Raw genomic sequence first — 15,801 nt, forward strand, 5'->3', positions numbered from 1 at the left:
GCCGACGCCCAGCGGCACCGGCTCCTCCGCGAGCGGCGAGGCCAGCCTCAGGAACCCGCTGCGCCAGCACCGGCGCCGCTCGCCCTCGGGCGTGCGCAGGCTCACCCACACCTCGGCCGGTGCGGGCGGCGCGCCCTCGGCGAGGACGTGCGTCAGCGCGTTCTCCAGCTCCTCGACGCCCTGGGCGAGCAGATCACCGAGCGGCCGCCCCAGCACGGAGGTGCGCCCCGCCCCCAGCGCACGCGCCGCGTGTGCGTTGACCACGGCGGGCCGCAGGTCGACGTCCACGAGGACGACGCCCCAGCTCGCGTCCTCCAGCAGGGCCTCGCTCAGCGCGATGGAACGCTCCAGGTCGATCTGCGCGTGCACCTCGCTGAACGCGCAGTACACCCAGGTCTTCGGGCCGCCCTGCCGGGCCTGCCACTCCTCGTGCCGGTCCCGGATCCAGTCGCGCAGGTCGGGGAAACGGCCCTCGACCTGCTCCATCCAGTCGTTGGCGCGGCGTCCGTTGCGGGCGCCGCGATCGACGTAGTGACCGATCGCGCCGCCGTAGAAGCTCTCGGTCCTGCGCCGTTCGGTGTAGCCGTCGGTGTCGAAGAGCGGGTGGGTCGGCTGCAGCCACAGCTCGGCGCGCAGCCAGTAGAGGAACGGGTCCTGGTCTCCCATCTGCTTGCGCAGCCGCGGGGTCAGCCTCGCGACGAAGAACTCCGGGTCGAAGAGCGGACTGGGCTGTGCCAGCGGCTTGGCCGGGTCCTGCTCCAGATAGTGCCGGGCGGCCCGCTTGCGGTCGAGGCGCTCGCCGACCTGCTCGGCGTACCACTCATGGTCGAACAGCGGGCAGTCGACGAGCAGGCGTACGTCGTCGGCCCTGCTGTAGAGGGGCGAGTCGTTGTAGACCTTGCGGGCAAGGTCTCGCCCCCGGCGCAGTCCGCCACGTGCGATGCGCTTCAACTCTTCGTCCACTAAAGGTCCCCCAAGACGCTCTAGATCTGCTTCGGCAGTGGATCAGACTGTCACAGTGCCCATCAACCGTGAATGGTGCCACGCAAGGTTTGACCAAGCCTCACGGTCAGCTCTGCCGCCACAGCGGCATGACCGCGTCCCGGATCTCGTCGGGCATCGGCGTCACCGGGCGCGACGGGTCGGTGTTGTCGACGTAGACGTGCACGAACCGGCCCTCGGCCGCGGCCTCTTCGCCCGGACCCTGGAAGAGCCCGATCCGGTAGATGACCGACGAGCTCCCGACCTTGTCGACGACCAGCCCGGCCTCGACCGGCTCGGGGAACCCGATCTCGCGCAGGTAGCGGCACGAGGTCTCCGCGACGATCCCGATCTTCGGCAGCTTCCGCACGTTCACGCCGGTCGTCTCGAACAGGTAGGCGTTGACGGCGGTGTCGAAGTACTCGTAGTAGGTCGCGTTGTTGAGGTGACCGTAGGCGTCGTCGTCGCGCCAGCGGGTGGTGATCGTGCGCCAGTGCACGTAGTCGGCGCGGGTCGGGGCCTTGCGGTCAGGAGTGCTCATCGCGGCTGATCTTAGATCCTAGAGCTCGTCCTCGACCGCACGGACCAGATAGGGCGCCAGCGTCATCGAGAAGGTCGCGGTGATGTGGCTCCGGTCGCGATAGGCCTGCACGTGGCCGACCACCAGGGGACACCGGTCCTCGTCGCAGTAGGCCGCGGAGAGGTCTATCAGCGAAGCGCCTGGCCCTGCCAGGCGGACCGCCTCGGCGAGCGGGTCAGAGGTGGCGTACGCCTCCTGGCGGGTCATCTCGCACGCGCCGGCGTCCGCGAGCGTCTCGATCTCGTCGAGGCAGGTCGCCGCCTCGGGGGTGAGGTACGGGTTGTCGGCGAGCGCGACGATCTTCGTTCCCCGCGCGAGGATCGGCTTCCAGGCCTGCGCGAGCTGCTCGGCGACCGGGTCCGGCTCGCCGGCCGCGCGGTTCGGATTGCGGCGTTGGGTGACCAGCACGACGTCGTACGCCTCCTGGTCGAGCTGCTCGATCAGCGCCTCGCGGTAGGCGCGGCGCTGGTCACCCGCGGTGGCCGGGAGCAGCCCGCCGCCGTTGGCGACCAACGTGTCGACCGACCATCCTGAGCTCTCGGCGACGCGGGTCAGGCCGGGGATCAGCGAAGCGCCGTGCGAGTCACCGACCAGCGCGACCCGGAGCGCATCCGGGTCGTCGGAGCCGAGGTGGCAGACCTTGGGGCGGGCGTCAGCGGCGTACGTCTCGATCTCGGGGAGGTAGCACCGGTAGGCCCGGCCGGTGTCATCCTTGCGGGCGATCGGCGCAGGGAGAAGTACGCCGTCGAGCTCCGGGTTCCGGCACCCCTCGATCAGGGCGGCGGCGCCGAAGCAGTCGGTGTCTCCCGAGGCGAGCGCCTCAGCCTGGGCGCGGCTCTCCTCGACCAGGTTGCGTCCATGCAGGATCCCGGGGACCGCGACGGCGGTGACCAGGGCCGCTCCAAGCACAGCGAAGAGGAAGGCCCGCGGGGTGGTCCCCAGGATCGGTCCGGTGCGGAACGGCGTCTCCACGAACCGGTAGGTCAGGGCCGCGAGGCCGATGGTGACCAGGAGGATCAGCGGCTCGCGGAGCCAGGTGCCGAGCACGGGGCCGGTCTCGGGGAGCACGACCACGAGCGGCCAGTGCCACAGATAGAGCGAGTAGGAGACCGTCCCGATCCACTGCACGACCGGATGGCCGACGACCCGAAGCCCGAGGCCGCGGGGCGCGCCCGCCCAGATGACCAGCGCGGTGCCGCCGACCGGCAGCAGCGCCACCCAACCCGGGAACGGCAGCGAGTCGTTGAAGAGCAGCAGCGCGCCGACCATCCCGAGCCAGCCGGCCACTGCTGCGTACGGCGCCCAGCGCCCTGGAACGCGCTTGAGGGAGAGCGGCAGCACAGCGATGAGACCGCCGACCGCGAACTCCCAGGCGCGCACGTAGGTGACGAAGTAGGAGTCGGCGCCGTCCGTCGCGGTGACATAGACCGAGGCCGCGAAGCTGACCACGAAGACGGCGAGGAAGACCGCCCGGATCGCCGTCAGCCGCATATTCGGCCGTCGCCGGGTCAGGAGCGCCGCCGCGACGACCAGCAGTGGCCAGATGAAGTAGAACTGCTCCTCGACCGAGAGGGACCAGTAGTGCTGCGCCGGCGATGGCGGGTCCTCGGCGGCGAGATAGTCGACCGCCGCCCAGGACAGCTGCCAGTTCTCCACGTAGAACGCCGCCGCGACCGTCTCGCGCAGGAACTGCTGCCACAGTGCCTCCGGCACCAGGACGTACGTCGCGACCGCACCGCACACGAGCACCAGCAGCGCCGCCGGGAGCAGCCGACGGATCCGGCGGGCCCAGAAGGCACCCAACCGCACTCCGCCGGGCTTGGCGGCCTCGCGGACCAGGTGGGAGGTGATCAGGAAGCCCGAGATGACGAAGAAGACGTCGACGCCTGCGTACCCTCCCCTGATCGTCCCCGGCCACAGGTGGAAGAGGACGACACCGAGCACCGCGGCCGTGCGCAGCGCCTGGATCTCCGGCCGCTTGTCCCGGACCGGCGTCGACGTCCCGGTCTGCTCGGCGGCGGGCGCGACGGCGGTTGCGGTCACCGGCGCACCCGACGGACGATCCGGCCGGCGACGCGGCGGGCCTTGCGTACGCCCCGCTCGCCGAAGCTCAGCGGGATCTCGATCCCGTGGCGCGGGCGGCCGTCGAGCTGGACGATCTGCGCCCGGTCGCCGATGCGCTCGCCGATGACGTCCTCGTGGATGATCACCGGCCCGTCGAACTCGCCGAGCGCGTCACAGCCCTCGAACCGCACCCGCCAGCGACCGCCCGAGAGCGCGGCGGTGGGCAGCGCGACCTCGAGACTGCCGGAGGCGAGCTCGGTGGCGTCGTAGTCCAGCGTCCGGCGCCGACGGTCGTGGAGAAACACGACGCGGAGCCTAACGGACTCGACCATCGTGTGAGCCAGATGGAGATGGGCGCGGCCGTCGACGAGCGAGAGTGAGGTCGCGGTCACCGGATCGGTGGCACCGGAGACCACCCGGCGCAGCAGCTCGGGACCGTCCTCGAGGGCGGCCATGATCCGGCCGAGCCGCCAGTTAGGCACCTCCTCTGCTCTGACGGCCGCGGCGACCACGGTGAACAGGTCGCGGTGCTTGAGCACCAGGTCGGCGAGGTCGTCCCCGACGAGGGTCTCGTCGCCCAGCGAGATCGACGCGACGGCGTTGACCAGCGGCCGCTGGAGCGTACGCAGCGGCACCACGCCGCTGTCGGCGACGAGCTGCAGCGTCTCCAGGATGTCCGCGACCTCACGGTCGCCCCAGCGGACGCCGTCGCCGATCAGCCGGGCGGCGGTGGCCCACTGCCCCGACGCGACCAGTCGCCAGCCCCACCGCTTGTCGCGCTCCAGGTCGTCGACGACGCCGTCGTCGAAGTGCCCGACCAGCTCGGCGACCAGGGCCCGGGCCGGCTCGAGCGCGCCCGGGTCGATCACCTCCATCCCGCGCAGCGCCCGGACGATCGCCATCCAGCCGTCGGCGTCGAAGATCAGCGAGGCATACTCCGCGCGCACCTCCGGGTCGCCGAGCGCGACGATCCGGCGGGCACAGCGCAGCTCCTGCTCGAGATAGCTGATGATCCCCGCCGGGGAGTGCGACTTCGCCGTCATCGACCCCGGTCCTGGCCGGTCACGGTAGACGTAGACCGTCTCGGTCACGATGTCGAAGCGGGCCGTGGTCAGCGCGTGCACCATCGGCTCGATGTCGTTGGAGCGAGAGGCGTCGGGGAACGAGATCCCCGCGGAGTCCCAGAAGTCGCGCCGGAAGACCCGGTTCCAGCAGGCCCGGTTGCGCAAGGCCGACGGCGCGTCGGCCAGCCTCACCAGGGTGCGCTCCTCGTCGAAGGCCGGCCACGCCCGCACCGGCCACCAGACCCGGTCGCTGAAGAGCTTGAAGAACCGGCCGACGACCATGTCGGATCCGGTCTCCCGCGTCTTGCGCAGCATGGTGGCGTACGCCCCGCGGGGCACCAGGTCGTCACCGTCCGCGAACGCGAGGAAGCGGCCCCGCGCCAGCGAGACCCCGTGGTTGCGCGCCTGTCCCCCGCCCTTGCCGGGCGAGCGGACCACCCTCAGGCGCGGGTCGCGGGCGGCGTACGCCTCGACGATCTCGAACGTGTCGTCGGTGGAGGCGTCGTCGACGACGATGACCTCCATGTCGACCGGATCGGCAGGCGTGGACTGGTCCTCGAGGATCGAGGAGAGCAGGTCCCCGACCCACAGGCCGACATCGTGCGTCGGGACGACGACGGAGAGCTCGGGTGTGGTCATCAGGCTGCGCCCTTCAGATCGCCGGCCAGCCCGTCGAGCAGCCGCAGGTAGTCGCGCGACATGTCGTAGGGCGTGTACGTACGGGTGAACTCATGGGCGGCCCGATGCCGCGCCTCCTGCCCCTCGAGCGCCTCCAGGATCGCCGCGGCCAGGGCGACGGGCTCATCGGGCTCCGGCGCGTACGTCACCACCCACGGCTGGTCGGCGAACTGCCGCGCGACCGGGGTGTCCTCGGGGATGAGGGCGGTGCGGCCGAAGGTGCCGGCGGCCAGCAGCGAGCCGGAGTTGAGGATGCGGCGGTACGGCAGCGCCACCACGTCGCTGGCCCGCATCCAGTCGGAGAAGTCGGCGGTCTCGACGAACCCGAGCCGCTTGACGATGTTCGGCGCCGAGAGCATCTCCTCGACCGTCTCCACGTCGGAGGCGGGCACCACCTTGCCGGCCACGACGAAGGTCAGGTCCGGCACCTGCTCGGCGGCGATCTCCACCGCCCGGCACAGGACGTCGAGGCCCTTGTACGCCCGGATCTGGCCGATGAAGCCGACCGTCGGCACCCCCTGCGGGACGCCGATGCGATCGCGCGAGGCGGCGTCGTCGCCGCCGTCGGGGTAGACGCCGAGGTAGGACGAGTGCGGCAGGTCGACGACCTTGTCGGCCGGCAGTGCGTAGTAGGCCGCGGTCTCCTCGACGGTGGCCGGGTTGAGCTGGATGATCCGGGTCGCGTAGCTCGCCAGCGCCTTGGCGACGGCAAGCTCGACATCGACGTAGTCGGCCTCGTGGGCGATCGAGTTGTGCACCGTCCACAGCACGTCGGCGCCACGGTCGCGCAGACCGCTCAGCACGTCCTCGAACCGCGCGGCGTTGGCCCAGGCCTCCTCGAGGCTCTCGCAGCCGGCGGTCACCGGCGAGGTCCAGTGGACGTGGAGCACGTCGCCCCGCCCCATGTGCTCGGCACGTGCCTCGAGCCGGTGCAGACCCTGCACTCCCTCGACCACGTCCCAGCCCGCCGCCCGCGGTGCCACGGTGAGCATCGTCAGGTAGGGGTTGCTCCGGTAGTAGGGGAACGACAGCAGGGTCGAAGGCATGTGTGGGGGTCCTCAATTGCGTAAACCGTGACGATCCCCCGAACGTCGAGACAACGTCTCGCCGGTGCCCCGGTCGGCCCGGCGACCGAGCGATTCTAGGCAGCCGAAAAGACCCACCTTGACCACTCGAAGACGTTCTCCGCATGCCTTCATCACGGGTTCATCGACGGTTCATCGAACCCACATCGCTGAGTCGCTCAGCGGCGGGATCAGACCTCAACGGCGCAGGTTCGCGACCACCGTCGGGAGGCTGTCGCCGAACATCTCGACCCGGTCGACGGATCGGATCGGCACGTCGACGGTGGTCCCCCAGGCGCCGGTGCCCTCCTTGACGGTGCACGTCCCGAGCCACCGGGTGCGCCCGTCGGTGCCGACCAGGCGTACGTGGTAGGTGCCGTTCGGGGCGTCCTCGACGGACATGAACAGCCACGATGGCCGTCCTTGGTAGGCGAAGACACTCCCGGCGCTGGCTCCGTCGATCGTCAGGTCCGCGGCCCGAAGGTAGCTCCCGTCGGCGGTGGAGAGCACGCCGCGGTAGTCGTCGGCGACGTCGCGGTCCTCCGCGCCACGCCACCAGGTGAGCCCGCCGGCAAGGGTCGCGACCAGCACCATCGCCGCCGCGACGAGCAGGCCGGTGCGGATCCGGTGCCGAGGAGGACGCTGATCCAGGGCCGCCAGCACCCTCACGTCGAAACCGGCAGGCGGCTCGCGCTCCGGAGCGAGCAGCAGCAGGGCATCGACGGTGCCCGAGACGTCCTCGAGCTCGCGTCGACAGCTCGCGCAGGTTGCAAGGTGCGCCAGCCCACGAGCACGCGCCTCGCCGGACGCCACCCCCATCGCCAGCTCCGGGATCAGCTCTCGCACCTCCCGGCAGCGCTCGGACTCAGGCATCGCGAACCCCCATTCGTTGCCGCAGCCTCTCCAGGCCCCGGCGGACCCTGGTCTTCACCGTGCCCGCCGGAACATCCTCCCGGGTGGCGATCTCCTGTGCCGTCAGCCCGAAGTACGTCATCAGCACGATCGGAGCGGCCATCTCGTGCGGGAGCTCCGCCAGCGCCTGCCGCAGCGCGAGATCGGTGTCCAGGTCATCGCTCTCCTCGCTCTCGTCCCGCACCGTCAGCAGGGCCACCAGGAGATCCGGGTCCATCGGATCGTCGTGGCGGTAGCGGATCGCGTCGATCGCCGCGTTCCGGGTGATGGTCAGCAGCCAGGTGGAGGCACGCCCACGTCTCGGGTCGTACGTGGCCGCGTGCCGCCACGCCTTGACGAAGGTGTCCTGGGCGACGTCCTCGGCGAGAGCGGGCAGCCGGACGATCGTGAGGGCAAGGCCGTAGACGCGAGCCTGATGGCGGCGTACGAAGGCTGCGGCCGCATCCTGGTCGCCACCGGCCATCGCGGCCAGCAGCGACTCGTCCGACACGGCCCCCACGCCGGCCCTACCCTCCGGCCGTACGACGGATGGTCATCTCCGCGGTCCCGCGTCGCGACGCCACCGAACGACCGTACCCCCGTCAGTAGCCATAGCCGCCTCCGTTCTCCTCCGGCGTGGAGGACTCCGAGGGGGCCGAGGCGCCGTCGGTCCGCGCCGCCGCCCACACGAACTCGGTGCCCTGGAAGTCATCCGTGAACCCGTCGCCCTTGAGCTCCCCCGCCCCCTCCTTCGCGAACGTGTACAGCGGCAGCCCGTCGTGCGTCAGCTGAGACTCTCCGTCCGGACGCTCCACGGTCCCGAAGTCGTCACCCTGCGCAGAGTTCGCCGCTTCGACGTCCGCATCGGTAGCGACCACCGGCTCCCAGAACTTCGTGCAGGCGTCGACGCAGTGGATCTCCCCATCCTTCTCGACCTCTGCGGTGTAGAGCGTGTGCCCCTCGGCATCGACAAGCACCTCGGTCCCGTCGACCTCGGTCGCCGAGACGAGCGCCGCCCCTCCTCCACCTGCGTCCGACCCATCCCCGCCGCTGCTGCCGCACCCCGCGGCGAAGAGTGCTGCAGCCGCAACCACGAGGGCGGCCCTTGCCACGTACGAAGTCGAAGGTCTCATGCCAGTTATACGGGCCGACCCTCACCTCGGGATTCATCGCCTGGTCGAAATCTGGTGGCAGTACGCCGGGGTTGCTGCCAACCTCGACGCCATGAACGTCGAGGTACGCACCATCACCGCTGACGACTGGGCTCTCCTGCGCCACCTCAGCCTGCGGGCGCTGGCCGACTCCCCCGACGCCTTCAGAACCACGATCGCCGAGGCCGAGGCTCACCCGGAGCACTTCTGGCAGCAGCGGGCCAAGGGGTCAGCACCGATCCTCGTGACCCTTGAAGACGGCCGAGGAGTCGCGATGGGTGGCGCCTTCACGCCCCCGGACAGCGCCGTCGCCGACATCTGGGGCATGTGGACCGCACCCGAGGCACGCGGCCACGGGTACGCCGCCGAGATCCTCACCGATCTGGTCAACTGGTGCCGCGACCGCGATCTCGGCGTACGTCTGCACGTGACCGAGGGCAACGAACCCGCGCGCCGGCTCTATGTCGCCCACGGGTTCAAGCCGACCGGCATGTGGGAACCGCTTCGGGAAGGATCGGCGCTGCGGGTCGAGGAGCTACAGCTCGTGAAGTGACTCGATGGGACATTCGCCCGTCATAGGGGGCCGCCTCTCGCCCGCGCCCATTCGTCGTACGGCACCGGGTCGGCGTCGCTCTCCGCCTGGTCGACGATGCTCTCGGTGAACCAGGTCCGCAGCGAGACCATCTCCGGTGTGGAGCGCAGGGTGAGCAGCTGGTGGGTCTCGCTGATCTCGTCGGCCAGGTTGTCCGCGGCCAGCAACTCACGGAGCAAGGGAGCCATCTCGCGGGGCAGGGTCATCTCGATGTCGACGTACTCCAGCCCCGCGGCGGCTGCGTCGAGGGCGGTTCGACGACCCAGGTGGCGCGCGAAGGCCGGTCGAGTGACCAGCCGTTCGATGAGCTCGCCGAGCTCGCGCGGCGGGGTCGGGCCGTCCTCGGAGTCGATGAGCTGGAGCTCACGGACCAGATCGTCGAGGCGCTGGTCGATCTGGAGCCCGAGCTGCACCGGGCAGGCGGGCAGCCGGACGGTGACCCAGTCCGCGGGCAGGGCCGCCGGCTCGGGCATCGCCTGATCGCCGTAGGCCACGGTGGGAGGTCGTACGTCGTGCTCGACCCCGTCGCCGGCGAGCTCGGCCCAGATGCGCCGCCCGTCGACACGCTCGTCGATCCCCCACGACTTCGCCAGCACGGACACGATCGCCAGCCCGCGCCCGGTGGTGCCCTGACTCCGGAGAGGCGGCGGGGCGACGGCCGGGAGCGGGACCAGTGCGCCGTCGTCCTCGACGCTGAGCCGTACGCCCGGCTCGAGGTCGCGCAGCCGGACCTGCATGTAGGGACTGCCGCTGTGCAGGGCAGCGTTCGCCGCCATCTCGGTGACGCACAGGGCGGCATCGTCGAGGAGATGCCCGTGGCCCCACTCGGCGAGCCCGTCGGTGACGAATCTGCGCGCACCGGGCACGCTGGCGGTCTCAGCCGCAAGGCGCACCCGCAGCTCACGGCCCTCGTCCGGCACGGACTTCATGGGGCCAGTGTGCCCCGCGTCCACCGCGTCCGTCAGCGAACCGCGCGGACCGATCAGCCGGCGGTGACGGAGCGTCGGGCACGGTGCCGGCGGACCGCAGCGCGGTTGGCACAGCGGACCGAGCAGTAGCGCTGCCGTCCGTTGCGGGTGACGTCCACGACCACCGCCGAGCAGGGGTCGCCCTCTGCGCTCCCCGCGGCGCACCGGCCCAGTCGATGGATGCCCCGAGTGGTCAGGTGCAGCGCGGTGCCCACGCTGATCACCGCTCGCAGCACGTCAGGAAGCGAGTCGTTGGCGTCGTCGCGGAAGTGGAGGTGCCACCCCTCCCCGTCGTGGTCGGTCAGCCTCGGGTACGCGGTCGCCTGCGCCATCAGCTCGTTGAGCAGCCCCGCCCTCTCACCCGGCTCCGGCGCATCGACGACGCGAAGCCACTCATCGATCACCTGCCGGGTGCGCCCGTGATCGTCCGGAGATGAAGCGAAGTCCATCGTCATCCCGAACTCCCGGGTCCGGGCCTCGATCCCGGCCCGGTCCTCGGGCCAGTCGTCGGCGAGCGAAGCGGCCAGGAGCACGGCGTACTCACCGTAAGGGTTGAGATGCATAAGACCATTACAGCAGAGTGGCGACCATGACCGACAGCGCAACCGAGGAGTCCCGGCGCACGAACGCCACCCACGAACACGGCTGGCTCACCGAGTCCAGCCATCAGACCTCGGAGGGCCGAGTCCTCTATGTGCGCTGCGCGCAGTGCGGCGTACGTCGCGTCGACCTACAGCCCCACCCACTCCTGCCTCCGCGGTCACTGAGCCGCGTGCAGGGGCGCTAGCGGGAGCGTCAGGCGGGCTGGGCTCGGTCTCCGCCGGGCGCTGCTCATTCGCGTGCGCCCAGGCGGGCGGCGATGCTGGATCGGACCAGCCATGCAGCGACGCAGGCGAACACGGCCGCCGGCAACGCATCGGCGCCCTCCTTCCCGACCAGCAGCATCGCGAAGAGCATGCCGCAGAACAGCAGGCCCGTCCCCGCCGTCATGCCTGCTGCGGCGCCGACCGCGACCGCCCAGGTCGGGGAGCAGTCGAACATCGCGACGCACAGGCTCGCGATCCCGACCCCGAGGAAGACGGCGGGGAAGACCGCTCCGCCGCGGAAGCCGACCCCCATGCAGATCGCGAAGCCCAGTGCCTTGGCGAGCAGGACCACCACGATCACCCCCGCCGACTGGTTGACCACCTCACCGATCGCGCTCTGACCGGAGAAGAGGACGTCGTCCAGCTCACCGCCCAACGCCTCGGTGAGGAGGGTCAGCAGCCCGATCGCCAGACCGCCCAGCACCAACGGAACCAGCAGCCGTCGGCTGTTGGTGACAACGGTGTGCACCCGCTCGGCGCCCCTGTGGGCCACCGCCATCAGGATCGCAGCGACGATCCCCACCACGATCGCGAGCGCGACGTCGACGAGGCGCGTGCCGTCGTACGCAGGCAGGTCAGGCACCTGGAGACCGGCCGAGCTGATCCCACCCCAGTCGCCGAGTCCGACGAACAGCAGGTATCCGGTGGCGGCGGCCACCAGACCCGGGACCAGGACCGGCACGAGCTGGGCGCCGGTGGCCAGTCCGGCCTCGAGCAGCAGCAGTCCACCGACCAGCGGGCCGCCGAACAGGGCCGAGACCGCCGAGAACGAACCGGCCGAGGCGAGCACGCCCTGGGTCTCGGGACTCATCGTTCGGCGGCCGGCGAACACCATCCCGACCGCCGAACCGATCGCAATCACCGGCGCCTCCGGTCCGAGGATGACACCGAACGGCAGCGACCCCAGCGCCGCCAGGACGACCGATGGCGCGTAGCGGACCGGTGTCGGCGCCATGGAGAGCCCGTCCACCGGCGAGTGCCCACCATCACCGGGCAGGAAGCGACGTGCCAGCCAGACGATCAGCGCACCGGTGATCGGCAGGCCGATCACCAGGAACCAGGGTGCCGAGTCGTAGCCCAGGTCCGCGGGAAGGTCGTGCCACAGCCAGTCCTCGGCCCAGTGGACCACCGCGAGGAAAAGCGCTGCTGCGAGCGCGGCAGGGATGCCGATCGCCATGCCGAGCGCGACCAGGCCGAGGTATCCGCGAACTATCGGCGTAGGTGTCGACACACACCGATTCAACCAGTCTGGCACCGTTTCCGTGTGCCGGTTGCGGGATATCCGTCCCCGCCCCGGGTTGGTCGGCGCGAGGCAGCGATCAGGCCGGCTGAGCGTCGCGGAGGCGCTGCGAGATGACGGTGGTGACGCCGTCGCCGCGCATGGTGACGCCGTAGAGCGCGTCGCCGATCTCCATGGTGCGCTTCTGGTGGGTGATCACCATCAGCTGGGAGTTCTCGCGCAGCTCCTCGTAGATCTCCAGTAGCCGGCCGAGGTTGGTGTCGTCGAGCGCGGCCTCGACCTCGTCGAGGATGTAGAAGGGCGAGGGACGCGCCTTGAAGAGCGAGACCAGGAACGCGACGGCCACCAGGGACCGTTCGCCACCGGAGAGCAGCGAGAGCCGCTTGACCTTCTTGCCCGGCGGCCGGGCCTCGACCTCGATGCCGGTGGTGAGCATGTTCTCGGGATCGGTGAGGACCAGGCGGCCCTCGCCGCCCGGGAAGAGCCGCGCGAAGACGTGGTCGAAGGCGACGCGTACGTCCTCCCAGGCCTCGGTGAAGACCTGCTCGACGCGGTTGTCGACCTCCTTGACGATGTCCATGAGGTCCTTGCGGGTCTGCTTGAGGTCCTCGAGCTGCTCGGTGAGGAACTTGTTGCGCTCCTCCATCGCGGCGAACTCCTCCAGGGCGAGCGGGTTGACCTTGCCGAGCGCGCGCAGGTTCTTCTCGGCGATCTTGAGCCGCTTGGCCTGCTCGGCACGGACGTAGGCGATCGGCTCGCGCTCGTTGCCGTCCTCGTCGGGGTGCTGCGGGACCAGCTGGTCGGGACCGTAGTCCTTCACGATCGCCTCGCCGTCGAGACCCAGCTCCTCGAGGATCCGCTCCTCGAGCTGCTCGATCCGCATCCGCTGCTGGGCGCGGGCCATCTCGTCGCGGTGGACGGAGTTGACCAGCTCCTCGAGCTCCTTGCCGAGGTTGCGCAGCAGCGAGCGGCACTCGCGCAGCGCCTGCTCCCGACCGGCGCGGGACTCCTCGATCTCCGTGCGGGCCCTGGCGGCCTGCTGCACCGAGACCTCCAGACGGTCCAGCGCGTACGCCACCGCGGTGCCGACCGCTCGCGCGGCCTCGCCCTCGCGGCGCATCTGCTCGCGGCGGGCCGCGGCCTTGGCGCGCTGCTCGCGCTCCTGACGGGCGGCGCGGAGCAGACCTTCGGCACGGCCGGCCAGCGCGCGGGCGCGCTCCTCGGAGGTGCGCAGCGACAGCCGGGCGTCCATCTCGCGCTGCCGTGCGTCGCGGGCCGCCTGGGCCAGTGAGTCGCGGGCGCTGATGTCGGGCTCGTCCTCGGGGTCCTCCTCGGCCATCGCGAGACGCTCCTCGAGCTCGGCGAGCCCGGCGACGGCGTTCTCGCGCGCCTCCTGTGCCTGGGTGACGGCCGCGAGCAGCCGCTCGGCCTCGCCGCGCGCCGCCCGCGACTGCGCGCCGAACTGGCCGAGCTCTTCGGCCACGGCGGCCAGGGTCGCGTCGGACTCGTGCAGCTTGGCCAGGGCGACGTCGACCCGCTTCTGCGCGGCCAGCCGCTCCGACTCCAGGCGGGAGGTCTCGAAGGTGGCCCGCTCGGAGACCGCGTGGGCCTCGGCGAGCTGGGCGGTGGCCTCGTCGACCGCGGCCTGTACCTCGATCAGGCTGGGTACGCTCGAGGAGCCGCCGGAGGCGAAGTGGGCGCCGATCAGGTCGCCCTCGCGGGTCACCGCGGTGACCTCCGGCGAGGCCGAAACCAGCGTCTGGGCAGCGGCGAGGTCCTCGACCACCGCCACCTTGTCGAGCAGTCGTGCCACCGCGGGCCGCAGCACCGCCTGGCACTCCACCACGTCCACTGCGTACGCAGCGCCGGCAGGCAGCGCCGGCCAGCCGCCGGTCTCCTCGGGCGAGCCGCCCAGGAGCAGCCCGGCCCGGCCGAGGTCCTCGGTCTTGAGATGCTCGATCGCGCCGACCGCACGCTCGGCGGACTCGACGACGACCGCGTCCGAGGCGGTCCCGAGCGCCGCGGCCACCGCGGCCTCGTAGCCCGAGCGCACCGCCAGCAGCGACGCGACCGATCCCAGCACCCCGGGAAGGTCGGAGCCGAGCAGGGCCCCGGCGCCGTCCTTGCGGTTCAGCCCCATCTCCAGCGCATCCTTGCGGGCGGCCAGGGTGGAGCGGTCCCGATCAGCCTGCGACGCCTCGGCCTGCAGCTTGGCCAGCCGCTCCTCGATGTCCTCGAGCACGGCGGCAGCGGCCTCGTGCTCGGCGTCGAGGCCCTCCTCGCCCGCGTCCAGCCCGGCGACCTTGGTCTCCAGGGCGGTGAAGTCGCGCTGCGCCCGCTCGGCACGCGCCAGCGCCTCCTCACGAGCAGCGGTCAGGCGCCCGACCTCGTCGTCGGCGGCAGCGGCCCGCGACTTGAGCGCGTTGACCTGACCGGTCAGCCGGGCCAGCCCCTCACGACGGTCGGCGGCAGCCCGCTCGAGCCCCTTGACCCGTCGTTCCTCCTCGGCGGCGGCATCTTCAGCCGACTTGCGGGACTCGACCGCCTCCTCGAGGGAGTAGCGAAGCTCCTCCACCTCGGCGTCAGCGGTCTCCTCCTGCTCGCGGGCCACCTCGGCCTGGGCCTCGAGCTCCTCGGGGTCGCGCCCCTGGCGCACCTCCAGATCCTCGGAGCCGGCCGCGTTGCGCACCCGCTCGGAGGCCAGCGACTGCGTGCCGCGCAACCGCTCGCGCAGGGAGTTCAGCGCGAACCAGGTCTCCTGCGCGGCGGCCAGCGCCGGCAGGTCCTCACGCAGCGCCGCCTCCAGGACGGCCTCCTGCTCCCGCCCCTCCGCGATGGTCTCCTCGACCTCGGCACGCCGGGCCAGCAGCGCACCCTCGTCGGCCAGCTCCTTGTCGAGCTCGGTCTTGGCGGTGACCAGGTCGTCGGCGTAGATGCGGGCCTTGGCGTCGCGTACGTCCATCTGCACCGTCTGCGCCTGCCGGGCGACCTCCGCCTGGCGGCCGAGCGGCTTGAGCTGGCGGCGGATCTCGACGAGCAGGTCCTGGAGCCGGTCCAGGTTGACCTGCGTGGAGTCGAGCTTGCGCAGCGCCTTCTCCTTGCGCTTGCGGTGCTTGAGGACCCCGGCGGCCTCCTCGATGAAGCCGCGCCGGTCCTCGGGGGTCGCGCGCAGGATCGTGTCGAGCTGGCCCTGGCCGACGATGACGTGCATCTCGCGGCCGATACCGGAGTCACTGAGCAGGTCCTGGACGTCCAGCAGCCGGCATGGTTGGGAGTTGATCGCATACTCCGAGCCGCCGTTGCGGAACATCGTGCGCGAGATGGTGACCTCGGCGTACTCGATCGGCAGTGCGCCGTCGGTGTTGTCGATCGTCAGCGAGACCTCGGCGCGGCCCAGCGGGGCGCGCCCGGAGGTGCCGGCGAAGATGACGTCCTCCATCTTGCCGCCACGCAGGCTCTTGGCGCCCTGCTCACCCATGACCCAGGCGAGCGCGTCGACGACGTTGGACTTGCCCGAACCGTTGGGCCCGACGATGCAGGTGATCCCCGGTTCCAGCTCGAGGGTCGTGGCGGAGGCGAACGACTTGAAACCCTTCAGCGTCAGACGCTTGAGGTACATCGGCTTCTCCCCCGGCTCAGGACCACGTGGTCATACACAGTTC

14 protein-coding genes are annotated in these 15,801 nt (G+C 71.1%); 2 read left to right on the top strand and 12 right to left on the bottom strand.

The window, feature by feature from the left end; genetic code table 11:
* The 8 genes from ACFU7D_RS08650 to ACFU7D_RS08685 all read right to left on the bottom strand — a co-directional run.
* Nucleotides 1–951: PAS domain-containing protein (locus ACFU7D_RS08650; protein WP_378865807.1), on the bottom strand; the 951-nt coding region annotated here is incomplete at its 3' end.
* 118 nt (nt 952–1,069) lie between these two features.
* On the bottom strand, nt 1,070–1,522 hold the full coding sequence (locus ACFU7D_RS08655) for an acyl-CoA thioesterase (RefSeq protein ID WP_378865810.1): 453 nt from the start codon (nt 1,520–1,522) through the stop codon (nt 1,070–1,072).
* A gap of 18 nt (nt 1,523–1,540) precedes the next feature.
* Nucleotides 1,541–3,604: an acyltransferase family protein gene (locus tag ACFU7D_RS08660; RefSeq protein ID WP_378865813.1), complete on the bottom strand. Its 2,064-nt coding sequence runs from the start codon at nt 3,602–3,604 to the stop codon at nt 1,541–1,543.
* Nucleotides 3,601–5,328 (bottom strand): glycosyltransferase family 2 protein, encoded by a 1,728-nt coding sequence (locus ACFU7D_RS08665; protein WP_378865816.1) that lies wholly within the window; start codon nt 5,326–5,328, stop codon nt 3,601–3,603. The genes ACFU7D_RS08660 and ACFU7D_RS08665 overlap by 4 nt, the downstream gene beginning before the upstream one ends.
* Entirely contained in the window at nt 5,328–6,413 is a 1,086-nt protein-coding gene (locus ACFU7D_RS08670) for a glycosyltransferase (protein ID WP_378865819.1), read from the bottom strand. The genes ACFU7D_RS08665 and ACFU7D_RS08670 overlap by 1 nt, the downstream gene beginning before the upstream one ends.
* Before the next feature lie 216 nt (nt 6,414–6,629).
* Complete coding sequence (locus ACFU7D_RS08675; protein ID WP_378865822.1) at nt 6,630–7,304, bottom strand: zf-HC2 domain-containing protein; 675 nt, start codon at nt 7,302–7,304, stop codon at nt 6,630–6,632.
* A complete protein-coding gene (locus ACFU7D_RS08680) occupies nt 7,297–7,842 on the bottom strand; it encodes an RNA polymerase sigma factor (RefSeq protein WP_378865825.1) in 546 nt (181 codons plus the stop codon). Before ACFU7D_RS08680 ends, ACFU7D_RS08675 begins: the two co-directional genes overlap by 8 nt.
* A gap of 82 nt (nt 7,843–7,924) precedes the next feature.
* Nucleotides 7,925–8,434 carry a hypothetical protein gene (locus ACFU7D_RS08685; protein WP_378865828.1) on the bottom strand — a complete coding sequence of 170 codons (510 nt, stop codon included), beginning with the start codon at nt 8,432–8,434 and terminating at the stop codon, nt 7,925–7,927.
* Nucleotides 8,435–8,453: 19 nt separating this feature from the next.
* On the opposite strand from ACFU7D_RS08685, the gene ACFU7D_RS08690 reads away from it, so the two are divergent.
* Nucleotides 8,454–9,026 carry a GNAT family N-acetyltransferase gene (locus tag ACFU7D_RS08690; RefSeq protein WP_378865831.1) on the top strand — a complete coding sequence of 191 codons (573 nt, stop codon included), beginning with the start codon at nt 8,454–8,456 and terminating at the stop codon, nt 9,024–9,026.
* Between the two features lie 20 nt (nt 9,027–9,046).
* Here ACFU7D_RS08690 and ACFU7D_RS08695 read toward each other — a convergent pair whose 3' ends face one another.
* Nucleotides 9,047–9,994 carry an ATP-binding protein gene (locus tag ACFU7D_RS08695; RefSeq protein ID WP_378865834.1) on the bottom strand — a complete coding sequence of 316 codons (948 nt, stop codon included), beginning with the start codon at nt 9,992–9,994 and terminating at the stop codon, nt 9,047–9,049.
* Nucleotides 9,995–10,047: 53 nt separating this feature from the next.
* Nucleotides 10,048–10,596: a CGNR zinc finger domain-containing protein gene (locus ACFU7D_RS08700; RefSeq protein ID WP_378865836.1), complete on the bottom strand. Its 549-nt coding sequence runs from the start codon at nt 10,594–10,596 to the stop codon at nt 10,048–10,050.
* Between the two features lie 26 nt (nt 10,597–10,622).
* Here ACFU7D_RS08700 and ACFU7D_RS08705 point away from each other — a divergent pair, with 26 nt between their 5' ends.
* Nucleotides 10,623–10,820 (top strand): hypothetical protein, encoded by a 198-nt coding sequence (locus tag ACFU7D_RS08705; protein ID WP_378865839.1) that lies wholly within the window; start codon nt 10,623–10,625, stop codon nt 10,818–10,820.
* A gap of 44 nt (nt 10,821–10,864) precedes the next feature.
* Here the strand turns inward: ACFU7D_RS08705 and ACFU7D_RS08710 are convergent, their stop codons facing one another.
* Together ACFU7D_RS08710 and smc are read right to left on the bottom strand one after the other, a co-directional pair.
* Nucleotides 10,865–12,130: a chloride channel protein gene (locus ACFU7D_RS08710; protein WP_378865842.1), complete on the bottom strand. Its 1,266-nt coding sequence runs from the start codon at nt 12,128–12,130 to the stop codon at nt 10,865–10,867.
* An 88-nt stretch (nt 12,131–12,218) separates the two neighbouring features.
* Nucleotides 12,219–15,758 (bottom strand): chromosome segregation protein SMC, encoded by a 3,540-nt coding sequence (gene smc, locus ACFU7D_RS08715; RefSeq protein ID WP_378865845.1) that lies wholly within the window; start codon nt 15,756–15,758, stop codon nt 12,219–12,221.
* Nucleotides 15,759–15,801: the final 43 nt, after the last annotated feature.

It is taken from the genome of Nocardioides sp. NPDC057577 (genome assembly GCF_042801335.1).
Taxonomy (GTDB): domain Bacteria; phylum Actinomycetota; class Actinomycetes; order Propionibacteriales; family Nocardioidaceae; genus Nocardioides.